Genomic DNA, 13,701 nt, shown 5'->3' on the forward strand with positions numbered 1-13,701 from the left:
ATGGAAATTTTATTGGTAATAATTATAGGACTCTTATATGCCGCCGGCATCTACATGATGCTGAGAAGAAGTTTGGTTAAGCTAATTATCGGCTTGATCCTGCTTGGAAATGGAGCCAATTTATTGATATTTTTATTAGGAAAAATAGTTAAAGGGAAACCCCCTATTATCGCATCCTCAGAAAAGATGTTGGGAGAAATTTATGCAGACCCAGTACCTCAGGCACTAATCCTTACCGCCATAGTTATTAGTTTTGGATTACAGGCCTTTGCCATTATTTTAATCAAGCGTGCCTATAAAGTGGTTAAAACAGATGACCTGGACGAAATGAACGCAACCGACGAAGACTTATGAACAACCCTTATATTGTTTTACCGGTAATTTTACAGCTCTTTATCGCAATATTGCTGATGTTCTCTTGGAGCAGTAAGAATATTCAAAAGCTAATTTCTGTAACTGGCTCCCTGGTAGCGCTTGTAATAAGCTTGCTACTTTTGATTAAAGTGGACAGTGAAGGCATTCAAATCATGCAAGCAGGTGGATGGAAAGCTCCATTTGGTATTACTTTTGTTGCAGATACATTCAGTGCCCTTCTGGTATTGCTTACAGCTATTGCAGGTCTTGCCGTCTCTGTGTATTCTGTAGGTAGTGTAAGAAACGCCCGCATCAAATTCGGGTATTTCCCTATTTTTCACCTTTTAATCATGGGCTTGAGTGGCGCATTTCTTACTGGGGATATCTTTAATCTTTATGTTTGGTTTGAAATCATCATTATCTCCTCTTTTGTGTTGCTAACGATCGGCGGGGAGAAGGCCCAAATTGAAGGTGCCATTAAATATGTCACCATGAATCTATTGGCCTCGGTCATATTCCTTACAGCCATCGCTATATTGTATGGCTTGACAGGGAGTTTGAACATGGCCGATCTTTCTCTTCGGGTAGCAGAAATAGAAAACAGAGGTTTGGTCAATGTCACAGCCATTCTGTTCCTTGTTGGGTTCGGAATTAAATCCGCAGTGTTCCCGCTCTATTTTTGGTTACCTGCTTCTTATCATACTCCGCCACCAGCCATTTCAGCTATTTTTGGAGGTTTACTTACCAAAGTAGGTGTTTATGCCATGCTTAGGGTGTTTACTTTGATTTTCATCCCTGACACCTTTCTTTCAACGGTGATCATGGCCATTGCGATTTTCACCATCCTATCAGGAGGTATTGGCGCATTGATTCAAAACAACATTAGAAAAGTCTTTAGTTACCTGATCATTTGTCACATTGGATTTATGCTAGCAGGCCTGGGTGTATACAGTACTTTAGCCATCGCAGGTGCCATTTTTTATCTGGTTCATGACATCATCGTTAAAACAAACCTCTTTATGGTAAGTGGCTTGATTTTCAAATTTAAGGGTACCTATTCCATGCGTTTACTTGGAGGCTTTTATAAAGAACATCCAAAGATGAGCCTTTTAATGGCCGTTCCTCTCTTTTCATTGGTAGGTATTCCTCCTTTGTCAGGTTTTTGGGGCAAGCTCTTAATGATTCAAGGTGCCATGGATCAATCAAATATTTTGGTGGTGGTTTTCATAATATTGGGAAGTTTCCTTACCTTATTCATAATAGCCCGCATGTGGTCAGAGGTTTTCTGGAAGGATGGTCCTGAGTTACCTGTGAAAAAACACATCAAGTATTACGATGCCTTGAAACCTCTGAAGAGAAAAGCAATGGTGGGTTCTATCGCTTTTCTTTCTGTAATTTCTTTGGGAATAGGCTTTGGAGCAGAATGGGTCATGCGATTATCAATCAAAATTGCTGAAAATCTAATGGACCCTACGCTTTATATTCAAGCAGTTTTAGGCAATTAATTAAATAGAAAATGATAAAAACCAGGTTTCTTAGTAACCTATTGCTTTCCTTTATCTGGCTGGCAGTAACAGGTACTTTCTCTTTTGTTAATTTCGTATTTGGTTTTATACTGAGCTTTTTTCTGCTGTGGCTTATTTCCAGGGACGAGCAAAATAACCGTTACCTTTCTCGTGGACCAAAGGTTATTTCTTTCATCTTTTTCTTCTTGTTTGAATTGATCAAAGCCAACTTACAGGTTGCCTACGATGTGAGTACCCCCAGCTATTTTATGAAGCCTGGAATCATCAAAATCCCGTTAGATGCCAAGACTGATGTGGAAATCACCTTACTTGCCAACCTCATTACATTGACCCCAGGAACACTGAGTCTGGATGTTTCTGATGACCGAAAAGTACTTTATGTACATGCCATGTATGTGAAAAATAAAGAAGCTTTTATTGCCGATATAAAAAATGGATTTGAACGTAAACTTTTGGAGATATTGAGATGAGTGTATACGACTTCCTATACTATATAATACTTCCTCTTTTGGCCATTTCAACCTTGCTAATATTTATTAGGTTTCTAATTGGTCCTACCCTTTCAGATAGGGTGGTAGCTCTTGACCTATTGCTTACCACAGGTATTGGTATCATTACTATTTATAGTATTTATACAGATCAGCCGGCGTTTCTAGATATCGCCATGATCATGGCCTTAATTGCCTTTTTAGGCACTGTTGCATTTTCTTATTATTTAGATAAAAGAGAAAAAAATGAATGATTACCTGATCATAATATTAAGTGCTCTAGGAGCAATATTTATATTACTGGCGGCAATTGGCGTTATTCGTATGCCTGATCTTTATTTGCGAATTTCAGTAACCACTAAAGCCGCTACTTTAGGTATTGGCTTGCTATTAATTTCTGCCGCTATTTATTTCAATGAAATAGGGATTACCTCCAGAGTGTTGGCAATCATTACTTTTATTTTATTAACCGCCCCAGTAGGTGCCCATATGATCGGTAGGGCATCCTATTTCTCGGGTGTGAAATTATGGTCAAAATCAAAAGAGGATGATCTCAAAGGTAAATACCATCCCAAAACCCATGGATTGGCCAGTGGTATGGAAGAAATCGAAGAAAAAAATGAAAATAAAAAATCTATTTAATAGCAGTATAATTATGCTATGCATTGCTTGCGGAACAAGCAACAATGAAAAAGCAGAAACAAAGGTCAAAGAGATGCCTATTACGCATAAGTTTTTATTAGGAACCTATACCAATTCTCCGGAACAAGGGATACACCTTATGGAGTTTGACCCGGAAGCTGGGGAAATAAAAATTCTATCCTCTGCTTCAGATCCGGAAAACCCATCATTTGTCATAGCCAATAAAGCACAGAACCGTGTTTATACAGTGCAAGAAACCGGTGGTGAAGAAGGAGGGAAAGTAAGTGCTTTCAGTTTTAACGATGGAAAGCTAAAGAAATTAAATACGGTATCTGCGGAGGGCGAATCACCTTGCTACATCACCATGGATCCAAGTGAAGGATTTGTAATTGCAGCGAACTATTCATCAGGTGATTTTACGGTAATTCCTGTCAATGAAGATGGGCAACTCAAAGCTGCTGCTCAAGTGATCAAGCATAAAGGAAGTGGCCTCCTTCCCAATAGGCAAAAACAACCACATGTGCATTCAGCAATATTTCATCCCAAAGACGGCAACCTATTTATAGCTGATCTCGGAACGGATGAAGTTGATGTATACGATTTCAATAGCAATAAGGAAAAACCTTTGAATCCAGAACCAATTTTCAGGTTACATGTTGCTCCCGGTGCCGGACCGAGGCATATGGTATTCAATGAAGAAGGAGATAAACTTTATTTGATACATGAGATTTCTGCGGAAGTTGGCGTTTATGCGTACAATGATGGAGAACTTAGGCATTTATCAACACATAAATTGACAGAAGAGACTTTTGAAGGAAAAGTAGGTGCTGCTGAAGTACGGTTAAGCCCTGATGGAAAATTCTTGTATGCCTCTAATCGTGGAGAAGCAAATGAGTTAATTTGCTTTAAAGTCATAGATAAAGGTGATTTGGTTCATGTTCAGACCATTTCTTCCGGAGGAAAAGCTCCGCGAAACTTCAATATTACGCTTGACGGAAAATACCTATTGGCTGCCAATCAAGACTCAAATACAATCTTGGCTTTCAAAAGAGACATAGAAACCGGGAAATTAGAATCAACTGATATACAGATAGATATATACAAACCCGTTTATATCAATTTCTTACCTTAATTATGGGTAAGGACCAGGATATTTTCTTGAATCAATTCTTTTCCTTAATATTGGGGCGATTTTGAGAAGAATGACAAATAGTGAACATAGTAAATATAAAAACATGCCGGCAACTAGTGAGCTGAAATACAATTGCTTATTAAACAGGAGAGAGACAGAGAAGGCCATAGACCTTATCAAAACAAAATTCCCTGCTTTGATGTCTGAAAAACTGAACCTTTTCAAGGTGTCTTGTCCACTGGTGATAATGGATGGAACAGGTATTAACGACGACTTAAGTGGAACTGAACGCCCTGTAAGATTTCCAATTAAAAACCAAGCGGATGCTCCTGCAGTAGTAGTACAATCACTAGCGAAGTGGAAAAGGTGGCAATTAGCTGAACTTGAAACTGAAAATGGAGAGGGGATTATAACAGACATGAGAGCCTTAAGGCCTGATGAAGATTACTCACCCCAGCACTCCTTATATGTCGACCAATGGGATTGGGAGCAAAAAATAAGCGATTCTGATAGAAGTTTAGAATACTTAAAAGAAGTTGTAGAAAGTATTTATGGCATCTTTCAGGAATTGGAAAAAAATATTTCCTCACTTTTCCCAGAGATAACTCCTATATTACCTGAGAAAATTAAGTTTATACAAGCAGAAGATCTACTACAGGAATACCCGGATTTAACTCCCAAAGAAAGAGAATACCAGGCATGCAAAGCACATGGAGCTGTTTTCCTCATTGGTATTGGCGATGAATTAAGTAATGGTGAAAAACATGATGGTCGAGCACCAGATTATGATGACTGGAGTAGTTTCAATTCAGAAGGATATAAAGGGCTAAATGGAGATATTTTAGTTTGGAATCCGCTTCTTGAAAACTCATTCGAGCTTTCCTCTATGGGAATAAGAGTAAATGCGGAAACTTTAGCGCACCAATTGAAAGTTTCTGGTGAAGAGCAAAGAAGTGTATTATTCTTCCACGAAAAGTTATTGAATGGAGAATTGCCACAAAGTATTGGTGGTGGCATTGGCCAGTCAAGAACATGTATGTTTTTGTTAAGAAAAAAACATATTGGTGAAGTACAATCAGGAATATGGCCAGAGAATGAAGTTCAAAAGTGCCTTAAAGAAGGTATAGAATTGATGAAATAATAATCCTATAAAAGGGTTGAATCTTACTGTTTATGTCAAATGTATGGCCACAACATTTTATGTAATCTTTTAATTCCTGAAAATAAATTTATTCAAGAGTTTTTTTTGCAAAAAGAATTCTTATCTTTACCCCAGTAAATACAATCAATTAATATTATTATGAACACAGGAAAAGTAAAATTTTTTAATGAATCCAAAGGATTCGGTTTTATTATCGATGATGAATCATCAAAAGAGTATTTTGTGCATGTCTCAGGACTTATTGACGAAATCAGAGAAGACGATGACGTATCCTTCGACCTTAAAGAAGGAAGAAAAGGTCTGAATGCAGTGAATGTGAAGGTAGTTAACGCATAACATAACATTGACATCAGTATTGAAAAGCAACCTTAAAGGTTGCTTTTTTTGTTTACCAATACTTTTTTATATAAGTGGTTTGATATATTTTTTTTCATTATATCCACAGTTTCGAATAGCCTTAACCCAACTTGGCTCTACGCATCATATTTTCATGAATTTTCAGAGGTGTAAGTGCCTTTATTGCGTTTAAAGGCCGATTATTTTGGCTTTTTTCATTTGTAGTGATGTACGGTTGTTGTTTGTTTATTTTACATTTCCTATATTTGTGTCATGTTCATCAGGGAAGTCAAAAAACAGCGAAGCAAAGACAGCAAAACTTTTTTCCAGTACAATCTGGTTCAAACCTCCAGGATTGAAGGAAAAGTCAAACAGAACGTCATACTGTACCTGGGCTCAGACCCCCTTCTGGCAGACAAGGATAACCGGAAAATTGTCCTGAGCATGCTTAAATCGAAGATTTTCATGCAACCCGACATCTTTCCCCATGATGCCCCCGAATATTTGCACACACTGGCTTTGTCTCTTTACGAAAAGTACCTTATCAAATACGGCGAGCCAGAACCGGACCAGGTCTCCATCCCCCCGGCACCCGAGAGGGCCGAGATGCACCATGTCGATATCAAAGGACTTCAAGTGGCCGATGTGAAGAGCTTTGGCGGCGAACATTTGTGCAGGCAGGTATTGGACAAGCTTAAGCTAAGGGAATGCCTGCTCAACCTGGGTTTTGAGGGTAAGCAGGCTGATAAGGCACTGATAGCCATCGCCTCACGGGCTGTTTTTTCCAGTTCCGAGTACAAAACCGCACAGCTGCTGGAGATGAACAGCGAACTGGCAGGATGTTTCGGATACCGCTCTTCGATCACCCATAAACAGCTTTATGCAGTTTCCGATCAACTTTACGCCCACAAAGAGAAGATTGACAGTTTCTTATATGACCATATCACCGATATGTTTGACATTGAGGACAAGCTGGTCATCTTCGATATCAGCAATACTTATTTTGAGACAGGCAAAAAGGGCAGTAAGTTAGCCTTCCATGGAAGAAGCAAGGAAAAGAGGAGCGACTGTCCGTTGGTGGTCTTTACCGGGGTTATCAATGCCCAGGGATTTATCCGGCACTCCCGTATCTACGAAGGCAACAAGCCTGATACCAACACACTCTCCGATATGGTGGAAGACCTGGAAAGACACAGTGGCAAGGCCCATAAAAAGACCATCGTGATGGATGCCGGGATTGCCACGGAGGACAACTTGGCCCTGATTAGGGAAAAGGGCTATGACTATGTCTGCGTATCACGCAAAAGGCTTCGGAATTATTCGGCGGCAACAACCGTCAGCCAGTTTACCGACAGGGACAAGAACAAAGTGAAGCTGGCCATTTTCCACCCTAAAGGCTATTCAGACACCTGGATGTACGTGCAGAGTGCTGCCAAAAGGAAGAAGGAAGAATCAATGGCCGGAAAACTGGCAGGGCGTTTTGAAGAAGAGCTGCAAGGCATCAGAGCGGCCCTCAACAAAAAGGGAGGCACCAAAAAGGTTGAAAAAGTATGGGAGCGGATCGGCAGGGCAAAGCAAAAACACAATCGGGCATCCGGCAGATATCAGGTCAACGTAGAGCAGTCCAAAGGGACAGCCACCGACATAAAATGGGAACGCAGGGCCGACTCGGTACGAGATGAGAAGGAAAAGGGGGTATATTTTATCCGTACCAGTTATAAGGATCCTGGGGAAAAAGAGCTTTGGGATATTTACAACACCATAAGAGAGGTGGAATCTACCTTCAGATGCCTGAAGTCTGACCTGAGCATCAGACCAGTTTTCCATCAAAATGACGAAAGGATCGAAGCACACATCTACCTGACCATATTGGCCTATCAACTGGTAAATACCATCCGGTACATGCTCCGGAAAAAAGGCATCCGTCATGACTGGAAGAATATCCTGCGCATCATGGCCACACAGACCATCCAGACCATAGAACTGCCAACCGATAAAAAGGATATCCACATAAGAAAACCCTCAAAGCCAATCAGGGAAGTCCAACAGATCTACAAGGCCACTGGCTGTACGGATACACAAAAGGCAGTGAAAAAATATGTAGTGTACCACTGATTTTGTAAAACACTAATAATCAAAATGTTAATTTACTCAATAGCCAAGTTGGGTTAAGTTCCTTCTACACAGAACAAAACATACCAAACCACACCTTCTCTTTAATCACTGATTACCATCTTACCTGATTGTATTCGGCCTTTGATTGTCACTTCCGAATCATTGTTTACATACAGGTCATCACTGCTAGATTGGTCTCCAATACTGAGCCTACCACTACCAACATTGAAGTCAAAGTTAAAATCCTTCAAGGAAGAGGTAGTGTTTACCTTCATGTAACCTGAAGATGCAGATAGATTGGTTTCCGGGCCAATGCCACATTGATTCGCTTCCAGCATTCCTGAAGACAGACTGATCGCCCCTAATTGACTTACCCTATTAAGATCTGCTTTACCAGAACTCATACTACCTGAAAGAAGGCCCTCAATATTTGATAAAACAACCATTCCACTAGACCCTCTAAATTGAACATCCCCCTTCATACCATCAAGGTTCCCCATACCTGATGATACCTCCATATTTAATTTTCCTTCAATATTTTCTAATTCCAGTTTACCCGAGGAAATCTTCACTCTTAAATCTGGGGATTTCAGATTCCTGCCCTCAATCTTGCCTGAACTTCCTTTCAATACAATATCATCATTACTGACATTTACGACCTCCATGGTGCCTGATGAATTGTTGATATTTACCGCCATGTCAACTGGCCCGGTGAGACTTATATACCCTTTCACATTTATAGCAGAAAAAAAAGAGCCATTCCTACCGGAATCAAAATTAACATTCAATTCATCCCCAACTCTCCTAACAATTACCCCTTCCATTTCAGAATCACTGGCTTCTACGAAAGCATCAATATTTACACTCTCCGTTCCTTCTCCTCCAGTATAACTAATTTCAAGAGCACCACCATTCACATTGACCTTAGTAATTCCTTCATAGGAATTCTCCATATCCGTGATGATTTCCAATGGTAATGGGTTACAGCTAAATTGTAATCCCGAAAACCCGACCAATACAAACAAAAACAATACAGGATACCTACTCATCTTTATTCGTTTTATAGTCATCATTTATTGCCAACAAGGAGAGCGTTTCATGCGCCATTTTAATATTGTATTCATAGGTTAAGCTTTTATAATTGATCAAATCCACTATGGTACCAATAAAACATAAACCTACAGTAAGTAAATATAGGATTCCAAGTCCAACCTGACCCAAAATAAACCTATGAATACCCGCGAAACCAAAAAAACCAAGAAGCGTCAATATTAAAATCATTTGACTATCCTTTCTTCTGGCTCGGTAAACCTGAGCAAACAAACTTGCTTGCTCTTCATTCATGTCCTTCAATAATCCCTGAACATAACCTAATTCCATACCTTCCAATTCCGGTAGGTGTCTCAATACATTTGCCATAATTTCGTTTTTATTTTCAGTTTAATTAATTCAATAATTCTAAATAAAATAATGCCAACTCCAAACCATCCCAATGGATGGTAGTTCCAAGAACTTCTGAAATCCCCATGCATAAAATAATGCATGGAACGACCTATTCCACAGCCCGGACACCAGGTAAATCCCAAATTATCCAATGGGCATAAACTAAAAGTATGTGCTGATTCTCCTCCAAAAGCATACAAGCCTATTAGTGCAAGCAGCCATACAATCAATTCCAAAGTTCCTGATAGGTTAACTTTCATACCAATCAATATACGAATAGAATGCCAGTTATTAAATAGCTTATTGGAGGCAGTATAGGCCAATTAAAGGAAAAGAAGTGTTCGATTAAGATACAAATAATGTCCATTATCGTACATTATTAAATAATGAGAAACCGATAAATTATTAACCCCATACCAATCCGGTAAAGAGACTGAGGAATTGTGTCAAATTTGGTAATGAATCCAAGTAGCATTTTTGTACATTAGAAAATTAATTGACCTATCAAAAACATGCTTAAAATGAAAATGTTCGGCGGTAAAAACAAATCCATGAGTATATTCTTAACGACGCTATTATTTCTAAGCCTAACCTTTGGTTTTGCCCAGGAATCAACAGATTTGTTTTTAATCCAAGCAAAAAAAGGCCTATTTGGATTTACTATTTTTCCAGAAACAGCTAAGAAAATTACTTCAGGAAAGTATTATGACAACCAGCCTACTTTTATAAACAAGAGTCAATTGGTATTCGCCTCTCAAGATGAATCGGGAAATTTTGACATAATAATGTACAACCTGAACAGTGAAAAATTCACTAACATGACCAGAACTTCGGATACAAGTGAATTCTCTCCGGACATTACGAGTTGTGGACAGTACATATCTGCAGTAACCGTGGAGAAAGACAGTAGCCAACGCTTATGGTTGTACCCTATAAACTTCGGAGAGCCTGAATTGCTTTATGATGATATTCAACCAGTCGGTTACTACGGCTGGCATGGGGAAACAGCATCTTTATTTCTATCGGGAACACCAAATCGATTGGTCTATCCCTATAGCAGAGAAGATATATTTGAAGTGGCTCAAAATCCAGGAAGATGTATCAAGTCACGCCCAGGAACAGACGAAATCGTTTACTTGGATAAAAGTTCAAATATAGTTTCAGACGGCAAAGACATTTATGAATTAAAAGCTTTCAATATAATCAACAGACAATTAGAAACTATTGGTACAGCTCTAGGCAATGCGGAAGATTTCTTTTGGTTAGACAAAAACAATATATTAATGACTAGAGAAAATTCTATTTTTCTTAAAAACATTAACAAAGGTACAGATTGGGAAGAAATAGCTACTTTAAATATTCCCGGGTACAGAAACATTAGCAGAATAGCCTTAAGTCCAGACAATAAAAACCTGGTCCTAGCAATGGAAACAATAAATTGATTTGCATTTGGTTGAGTGAAAAATTTAACGGAACAATAACTTTTTCGGCTACAGCAGATAATAAATTCAAAATAACTGTTTTCCCCTTTACCTCTGCTCCAATCCTTGGTAAAAACCAGGTGTAGGTTGCAGCTACACCTTTCTATTCTAGGGACGTACTTTCCCTATTAAAAATATCTTGGTTAAATCTACTTAATAAAAGTAAGCTGTTTTTTTTAGGTAAAATTGATGGCTTAGAGGGGGGGGACTAAGTGAAGGTCATCCGGGAGAATAAACTAAATTATGGATACCCAATCCTTCCTGAGGAAAGACAAGACAGGCTAATACGAATACCATTGCATAATCACCCACCTTGTACTTAGCAAGGATATGCGCTAGGTGTAGATTGCATCTACACCTTTCTATTTTACTAATGTGTTTTTCTGTTAAATACGCTTTAATTATAATCTTTGATTCGGATAAGTCTGGATTTGGCCTGTTTAATAGCACCAAATATAGATTCATAGCTTGGCCTTAATAATAGTGTTGCTGGCAGGGAAACCACCTTGTACATTAAGTACTAAGACCTTATAACCCTATGCGAGAACAGGGTTCTTAAAAAAGTTAGGGCTTTAGTAGGTTAATTCAGCGAAAAGGGCAAAAAAAAAGACCCGTAGTGTTAACTACGGGTCTGTAATAATGAAGGCGGCGACCTACTCTCCCAGGTGTAACCCCAGTACCATCGGCGCGGCAGGGCTTAACTTCTCTGTTCGGGATGGGAAGAGGTGGGTCCCCTGCGCCGGGCCGCCTAAATCTTCGTGGTTGCTATCGCTAGCGCTCACTTAATTTCGTTAATTATTACGATATGTCTTAAAGTAAATTGACTTGTCTTGTGGAAAATGCAACGTAGCAAAGGTGTTCAAGTTTTCGGGCTATTAGTACTGCTCGGCTATGTCATTTCTGACTTTACACCTACAGCCTATCAACGTCATCGTCTCTGACGGCCCTGTTTAGAAGTCTCATCTTGGGGCGAGTTTCGCACTTAGATGCTTTCAGCGCTTATCTCTTCCCGACTTAGCTACCCGGCGGTGCAGTTGGCACTACAACCGGTACACCAGCGGTCGGTCCATCCCGGTCCTCTCGTACTAAGGACAGCCCCCCGCAGACTTCTCACGCCCGCAACAGATAGGGACCGAACTGTCTCACGACGTTCTGAACCCAGCTCGCGTGCCACTTTAATGGGCGAACAGCCCAACCCTTGGGACCTTCTCCAGCCCCAGGATGTGACGAGCCGACATCGAGGTGCCAAACCTCCCCGTCGATATGAGCTCTTGGGGGAGATCAGCCTGTTATCCCCAGCGTACCTTTTATCCTTTGAGCGACGGCCCTTCCATACGGTACCGCCGGATCACTATACCCGTGTTTCCACCCTGCTCGGCATGTACGCCTTACAGTCAAGCTCCCTTATGCTATTGCACTCCACGCACGGTTACCAAGCGTGCTGAGGGAACCTTTGGAAGCCTCCGTTACTCTTTTGGAGGCGACCACCCCAGTCAAACTACCCACCAAACAATGTCTCCCTGTTTCAGGGATTAGATACCAGGCACACAGAGGGCCGTATTTCAACGGTGGCTCCTCAACGCCTAGCGACGCCGATTCACAGCCTCCGGCCTATCCTACACACCGTGTACCCGATACCAATGTTAAGTTGCAGTAAAGGTGCATGGGGTCTTTCCGTCCCGTTGCGGGTACGCGGCATCTTCACCGCGACTACAATTTCACCGAGCTCATGGCTGAGACAGTGCCCAGATCGTTACACCATTCGTGCAGGTCGGAACTTACCCGACAAGGAATTTCGCTACCTTAGGACCGTTATAGTTACGGCCGCCGTTTACTGGGGCTTCGGTTCAACGCTTCTCTTACGATAACGTCCCCCCTTAACCTTCCAGCACCGGGCAGGTGTCAGGCCTTATACTTCATCTCTCGATTTCGCAAAGCCATGTGTTTTTGATAAACAGTCGCCTGGGCCTTTTCACTGCGGCCTCTCTCACCGAAGCAAGAGGAGGCGCCCCTTCTCCCGAAGTTACAGGGCCATTTTGCCGAGTTCCTTAGCCATGATTCACTCGAGCACCTTGGGATACTCTCCCCAACCACCTGTGTCGGTTTGCGGTACGGGCGAACATACGCTTAACGCTAGAGGTTTTTCTTGGAAGCTTTTAGGACCACTATCCAATTGTCCGAAGACGCTTGGTACTATCAGGTTCGGCTAAGACTGCGCATTTTACTACAGTCCAAATACCTACACCCTTTAACCCGGTATTCCGTCACCGGGCGGATCTTTCAACACTCCGTCGCCCCATTACCTGTATGTTCGGTATGGGAATATTAACCCATTTTCCATCGGAATCCCCCTTCGGGTTATCCTTAGGTCCCGACTGACCCTGATCCGATTAGCGTTGATCAGGAATCCTTGGTCTTTCGGTGTGGATGTTGTTCCCATCCATTATCGTTACTTATGCCTACATTTGCTTTTCCAGAAACTCCACCGGACATTACCATCCGGATTCACTGTCGCTGGAATGCTCCCCTACCAAAATATAAATACTTTCCTTCGCTTCGGTACCGCACTTGATGCCCGATTATTATCGACGCCCTGCCGCTCGACCAGTGAGCTGTTACGCACTCTTTAAAGGAATAGCTGCTTCCAAGCTAACCTCCTGGCTGTCACTGCAGCTGGACCGCCTTTGTTCAACTTAGCGCGGATTTTGGGACCTTAGCGGTAGGTCTGGGTTCTTTCCCTCTCGGACTTGGACCTTAGCACCCAAGCCCTCACTGCCGGTTCTGTATAATGGCATTCGGAGTTCGTCAGGATTTGGTAGGATTTGACTCCCCCTAGTCCTATCGGTAGCTCTACCTCCATCATACAATTCCCGACGCTGTTCCTAAAAACATTTCGGGGAGTACGAGCTATTTCTCAGTTTGATTGGCCTTTCACCCCTACCCACAGCTCATCCGGAAGCTTTTCAACGCTTATCGGTTCGGTCCTCCACTCTGTTTTACCAGAGCTTCAACCTGGCCATGG

General features: G+C 41.3%; 13 protein-coding genes and 2 rRNA genes (1 of these 15 only partly in view). 10 read left to right on the top strand and 5 right to left on the bottom strand.

The window, feature by feature from the left end; all coding sequences use genetic code 11:
• The 9 genes from AC0L7T_RS22765 (at position 1) to AC0L7T_RS22805 (ending at position 7,755) form a co-directional block, all read left to right on the top strand.
• Entirely contained in the window at positions 1-354 is a 354-nt protein-coding gene (locus AC0L7T_RS22765; protein WP_048642461.1) for a Na+/H+ antiporter subunit C, read from the top strand.
• A complete protein-coding gene (locus AC0L7T_RS22770) occupies positions 351-1,859 on the top strand; it encodes a proton-conducting transporter transmembrane domain-containing protein (protein ID WP_473338646.1) in 1,509 nt (502 codons plus the stop codon). The genes AC0L7T_RS22765 and AC0L7T_RS22770 overlap by 4 nt, the downstream gene beginning before the upstream one ends.
• 11 nt (positions 1,860-1,870) lie before the next feature.
• Positions 1,871-2,350: a Na+/H+ antiporter subunit E gene (locus AC0L7T_RS22775; protein WP_473338647.1), complete on the top strand. Its 480-nt coding sequence runs from the start codon at positions 1,871-1,873 to the stop codon at positions 2,348-2,350.
• Positions 2,347-2,622, top strand: coding sequence for a cation:proton antiporter (locus AC0L7T_RS22780; RefSeq protein WP_473338648.1), 276 nt, complete (start codon positions 2,347-2,349; stop codon positions 2,620-2,622). Before AC0L7T_RS22775 ends, AC0L7T_RS22780 begins: the two co-directional genes overlap by 4 nt.
• Positions 2,615-3,010 (top strand): monovalent cation/H(+) antiporter subunit G, encoded by a 396-nt coding sequence (gene mnhG / locus AC0L7T_RS22785; RefSeq protein WP_473338650.1) that lies wholly within the window; start codon positions 2,615-2,617, stop codon positions 3,008-3,010. Before AC0L7T_RS22780 ends, mnhG begins: the two co-directional genes overlap by 8 nt.
• Positions 2,988-4,142 carry a lactonase family protein gene (locus AC0L7T_RS22790; protein ID WP_473338651.1) on the top strand — a complete coding sequence of 385 codons (1,155 nt, stop codon included), beginning with the start codon at positions 2,988-2,990 and terminating at the stop codon, positions 4,140-4,142. Before mnhG ends, AC0L7T_RS22790 begins: the two co-directional genes overlap by 23 nt.
• A gap of 103 nt (positions 4,143-4,245) precedes the next feature.
• On the top strand, positions 4,246-5,283 hold the full coding sequence (asnA, locus tag AC0L7T_RS22795) for an aspartate--ammonia ligase (protein WP_473338652.1): 1,038 nt from the start codon (positions 4,246-4,248) through the stop codon (positions 5,281-5,283).
• A gap of 159 nt (positions 5,284-5,442) precedes the next feature.
• Positions 5,443-5,640, top strand: a complete 198-nt coding sequence (locus AC0L7T_RS22800) for a cold-shock protein (RefSeq protein ID WP_014020889.1) — start codon at positions 5,443-5,445, stop codon at positions 5,638-5,640.
• 606 nt (positions 5,641-6,246) lie between these two features.
• Positions 6,247-7,755: an IS1634 family transposase gene (locus tag AC0L7T_RS22805; RefSeq protein ID WP_473338654.1), complete on the top strand. Its 1,509-nt coding sequence runs from the start codon at positions 6,247-6,249 to the stop codon at positions 7,753-7,755.
• Between the two features lie 101 nt (positions 7,756-7,856).
• Here AC0L7T_RS22805 and AC0L7T_RS22810 read toward each other — a convergent pair whose 3' ends face one another.
• The 3 genes from AC0L7T_RS22810 to AC0L7T_RS22820 are packed head-to-tail and all read right to left on the bottom strand — an operon-like array spanning position 7,857 to position 9,458.
• Entirely contained in the window at positions 7,857-8,804 is a 948-nt protein-coding gene (locus AC0L7T_RS22810; protein ID WP_473338655.1) for a DUF4097 family beta strand repeat-containing protein, read from the bottom strand.
• Positions 8,797-9,174, bottom strand: coding sequence for a TM2 domain-containing protein (locus AC0L7T_RS22815; protein WP_473338658.1), 378 nt, complete (start codon positions 9,172-9,174; stop codon positions 8,797-8,799). Before AC0L7T_RS22815 ends, AC0L7T_RS22810 begins: the two co-directional genes overlap by 8 nt.
• Entirely contained in the window at positions 9,159-9,458 is a 300-nt protein-coding gene (locus tag AC0L7T_RS22820) for a DUF2752 domain-containing protein (protein WP_473338659.1), read from the bottom strand. The genes AC0L7T_RS22815 and AC0L7T_RS22820 overlap by 16 nt, the downstream gene beginning before the upstream one ends.
• A 261-nt stretch (positions 9,459-9,719) precedes the next feature.
• Here AC0L7T_RS22820 and AC0L7T_RS22825 point away from each other — a divergent pair, with 261 nt between their 5' ends.
• The gene (locus AC0L7T_RS22825) at positions 9,720-10,640 is read left to right on the top strand and encodes a TolB-like translocation protein (RefSeq protein WP_473338660.1); all 921 of its coding nucleotides are present in this window, start codon (positions 9,720-9,722) and stop codon (positions 10,638-10,640) included.
• Between the two features lie 679 nt (positions 10,641-11,319).
• Here the strand turns inward: AC0L7T_RS22825 and rrf are convergent.
• Both rrf and AC0L7T_RS22835 read right to left on the bottom strand, forming a co-directional pair.
• A 5S ribosomal RNA gene (gene rrf, locus AC0L7T_RS22830) occupies positions 11,320-11,431 on the bottom strand.
• A gap of 103 nt (positions 11,432-11,534) precedes the next feature.
• Positions 11,535-13,701, bottom strand: a 23S ribosomal RNA gene (locus AC0L7T_RS22835) (it continues 720 nt past the right edge of the window).

The sequence above is a fragment of the Cyclobacterium sp. 10D3-21 genome (genome assembly GCF_055809755.1).

What these genes read in the sequence shown, in the direction of transcription:
- mnhG (WP_473338650.1), top strand. Translation starts at nt 2,615, where the DNA reads ATGAATGATTACCTGATCATAATATTAAGTGCTCTAGGAGCAATATTT.
- AC0L7T_RS22765 (WP_048642461.1), top strand. Translation starts at nt 1, where the DNA reads ATGGAAATTTTATTGGTAATAATTATAGGACTCTTATATGCCGCCGGC.
- AC0L7T_RS22815 (WP_473338658.1), bottom strand. Translation starts at nt 9,174, where the DNA reads ATGGCAAATGTATTGAGACACCTACCGGAATTGGAAGGTATGGAATTA.
- AC0L7T_RS22825 (WP_473338660.1), top strand. Translation starts at nt 9,720, where the DNA reads ATGAAAATGTTCGGCGGTAAAAACAAATCCATGAGTATATTCTTAACG.
- AC0L7T_RS22810 (WP_473338655.1), bottom strand. Translation starts at nt 8,804, where the DNA reads ATGAGTAGGTATCCTGTATTGTTTTTGTTTGTATTGGTCGGGTTTTCG.
- AC0L7T_RS22805 (WP_473338654.1), top strand. Translation starts at nt 6,247, where the DNA reads ATGCACCATGTCGATATCAAAGGACTTCAAGTGGCCGATGTGAAGAGC.
- asnA (WP_473338652.1), top strand. Translation starts at nt 4,246, where the DNA reads ATGCCGGCAACTAGTGAGCTGAAATACAATTGCTTATTAAACAGGAGA.
- AC0L7T_RS22820 (WP_473338659.1), bottom strand. Translation starts at nt 9,458, where the DNA reads ATGAAAGTTAACCTATCAGGAACTTTGGAATTGATTGTATGGCTGCTT.
- AC0L7T_RS22790 (WP_473338651.1), top strand. Translation starts at nt 2,988, where the DNA reads ATGAAAATAAAAAATCTATTTAATAGCAGTATAATTATGCTATGCATT.
- AC0L7T_RS22800 (WP_014020889.1), top strand. Translation starts at nt 5,443, where the DNA reads ATGAACACAGGAAAAGTAAAATTTTTTAATGAATCCAAAGGATTCGGT.
- AC0L7T_RS22770 (WP_473338646.1), top strand. Translation starts at nt 351, where the DNA reads ATGAACAACCCTTATATTGTTTTACCGGTAATTTTACAGCTCTTTATC.
- AC0L7T_RS22780 (WP_473338648.1), top strand. Translation starts at nt 2,347, where the DNA reads ATGAGTGTATACGACTTCCTATACTATATAATACTTCCTCTTTTGGCC.
- AC0L7T_RS22775 (WP_473338647.1), top strand. Translation starts at nt 1,871, where the DNA reads ATGATAAAAACCAGGTTTCTTAGTAACCTATTGCTTTCCTTTATCTGG.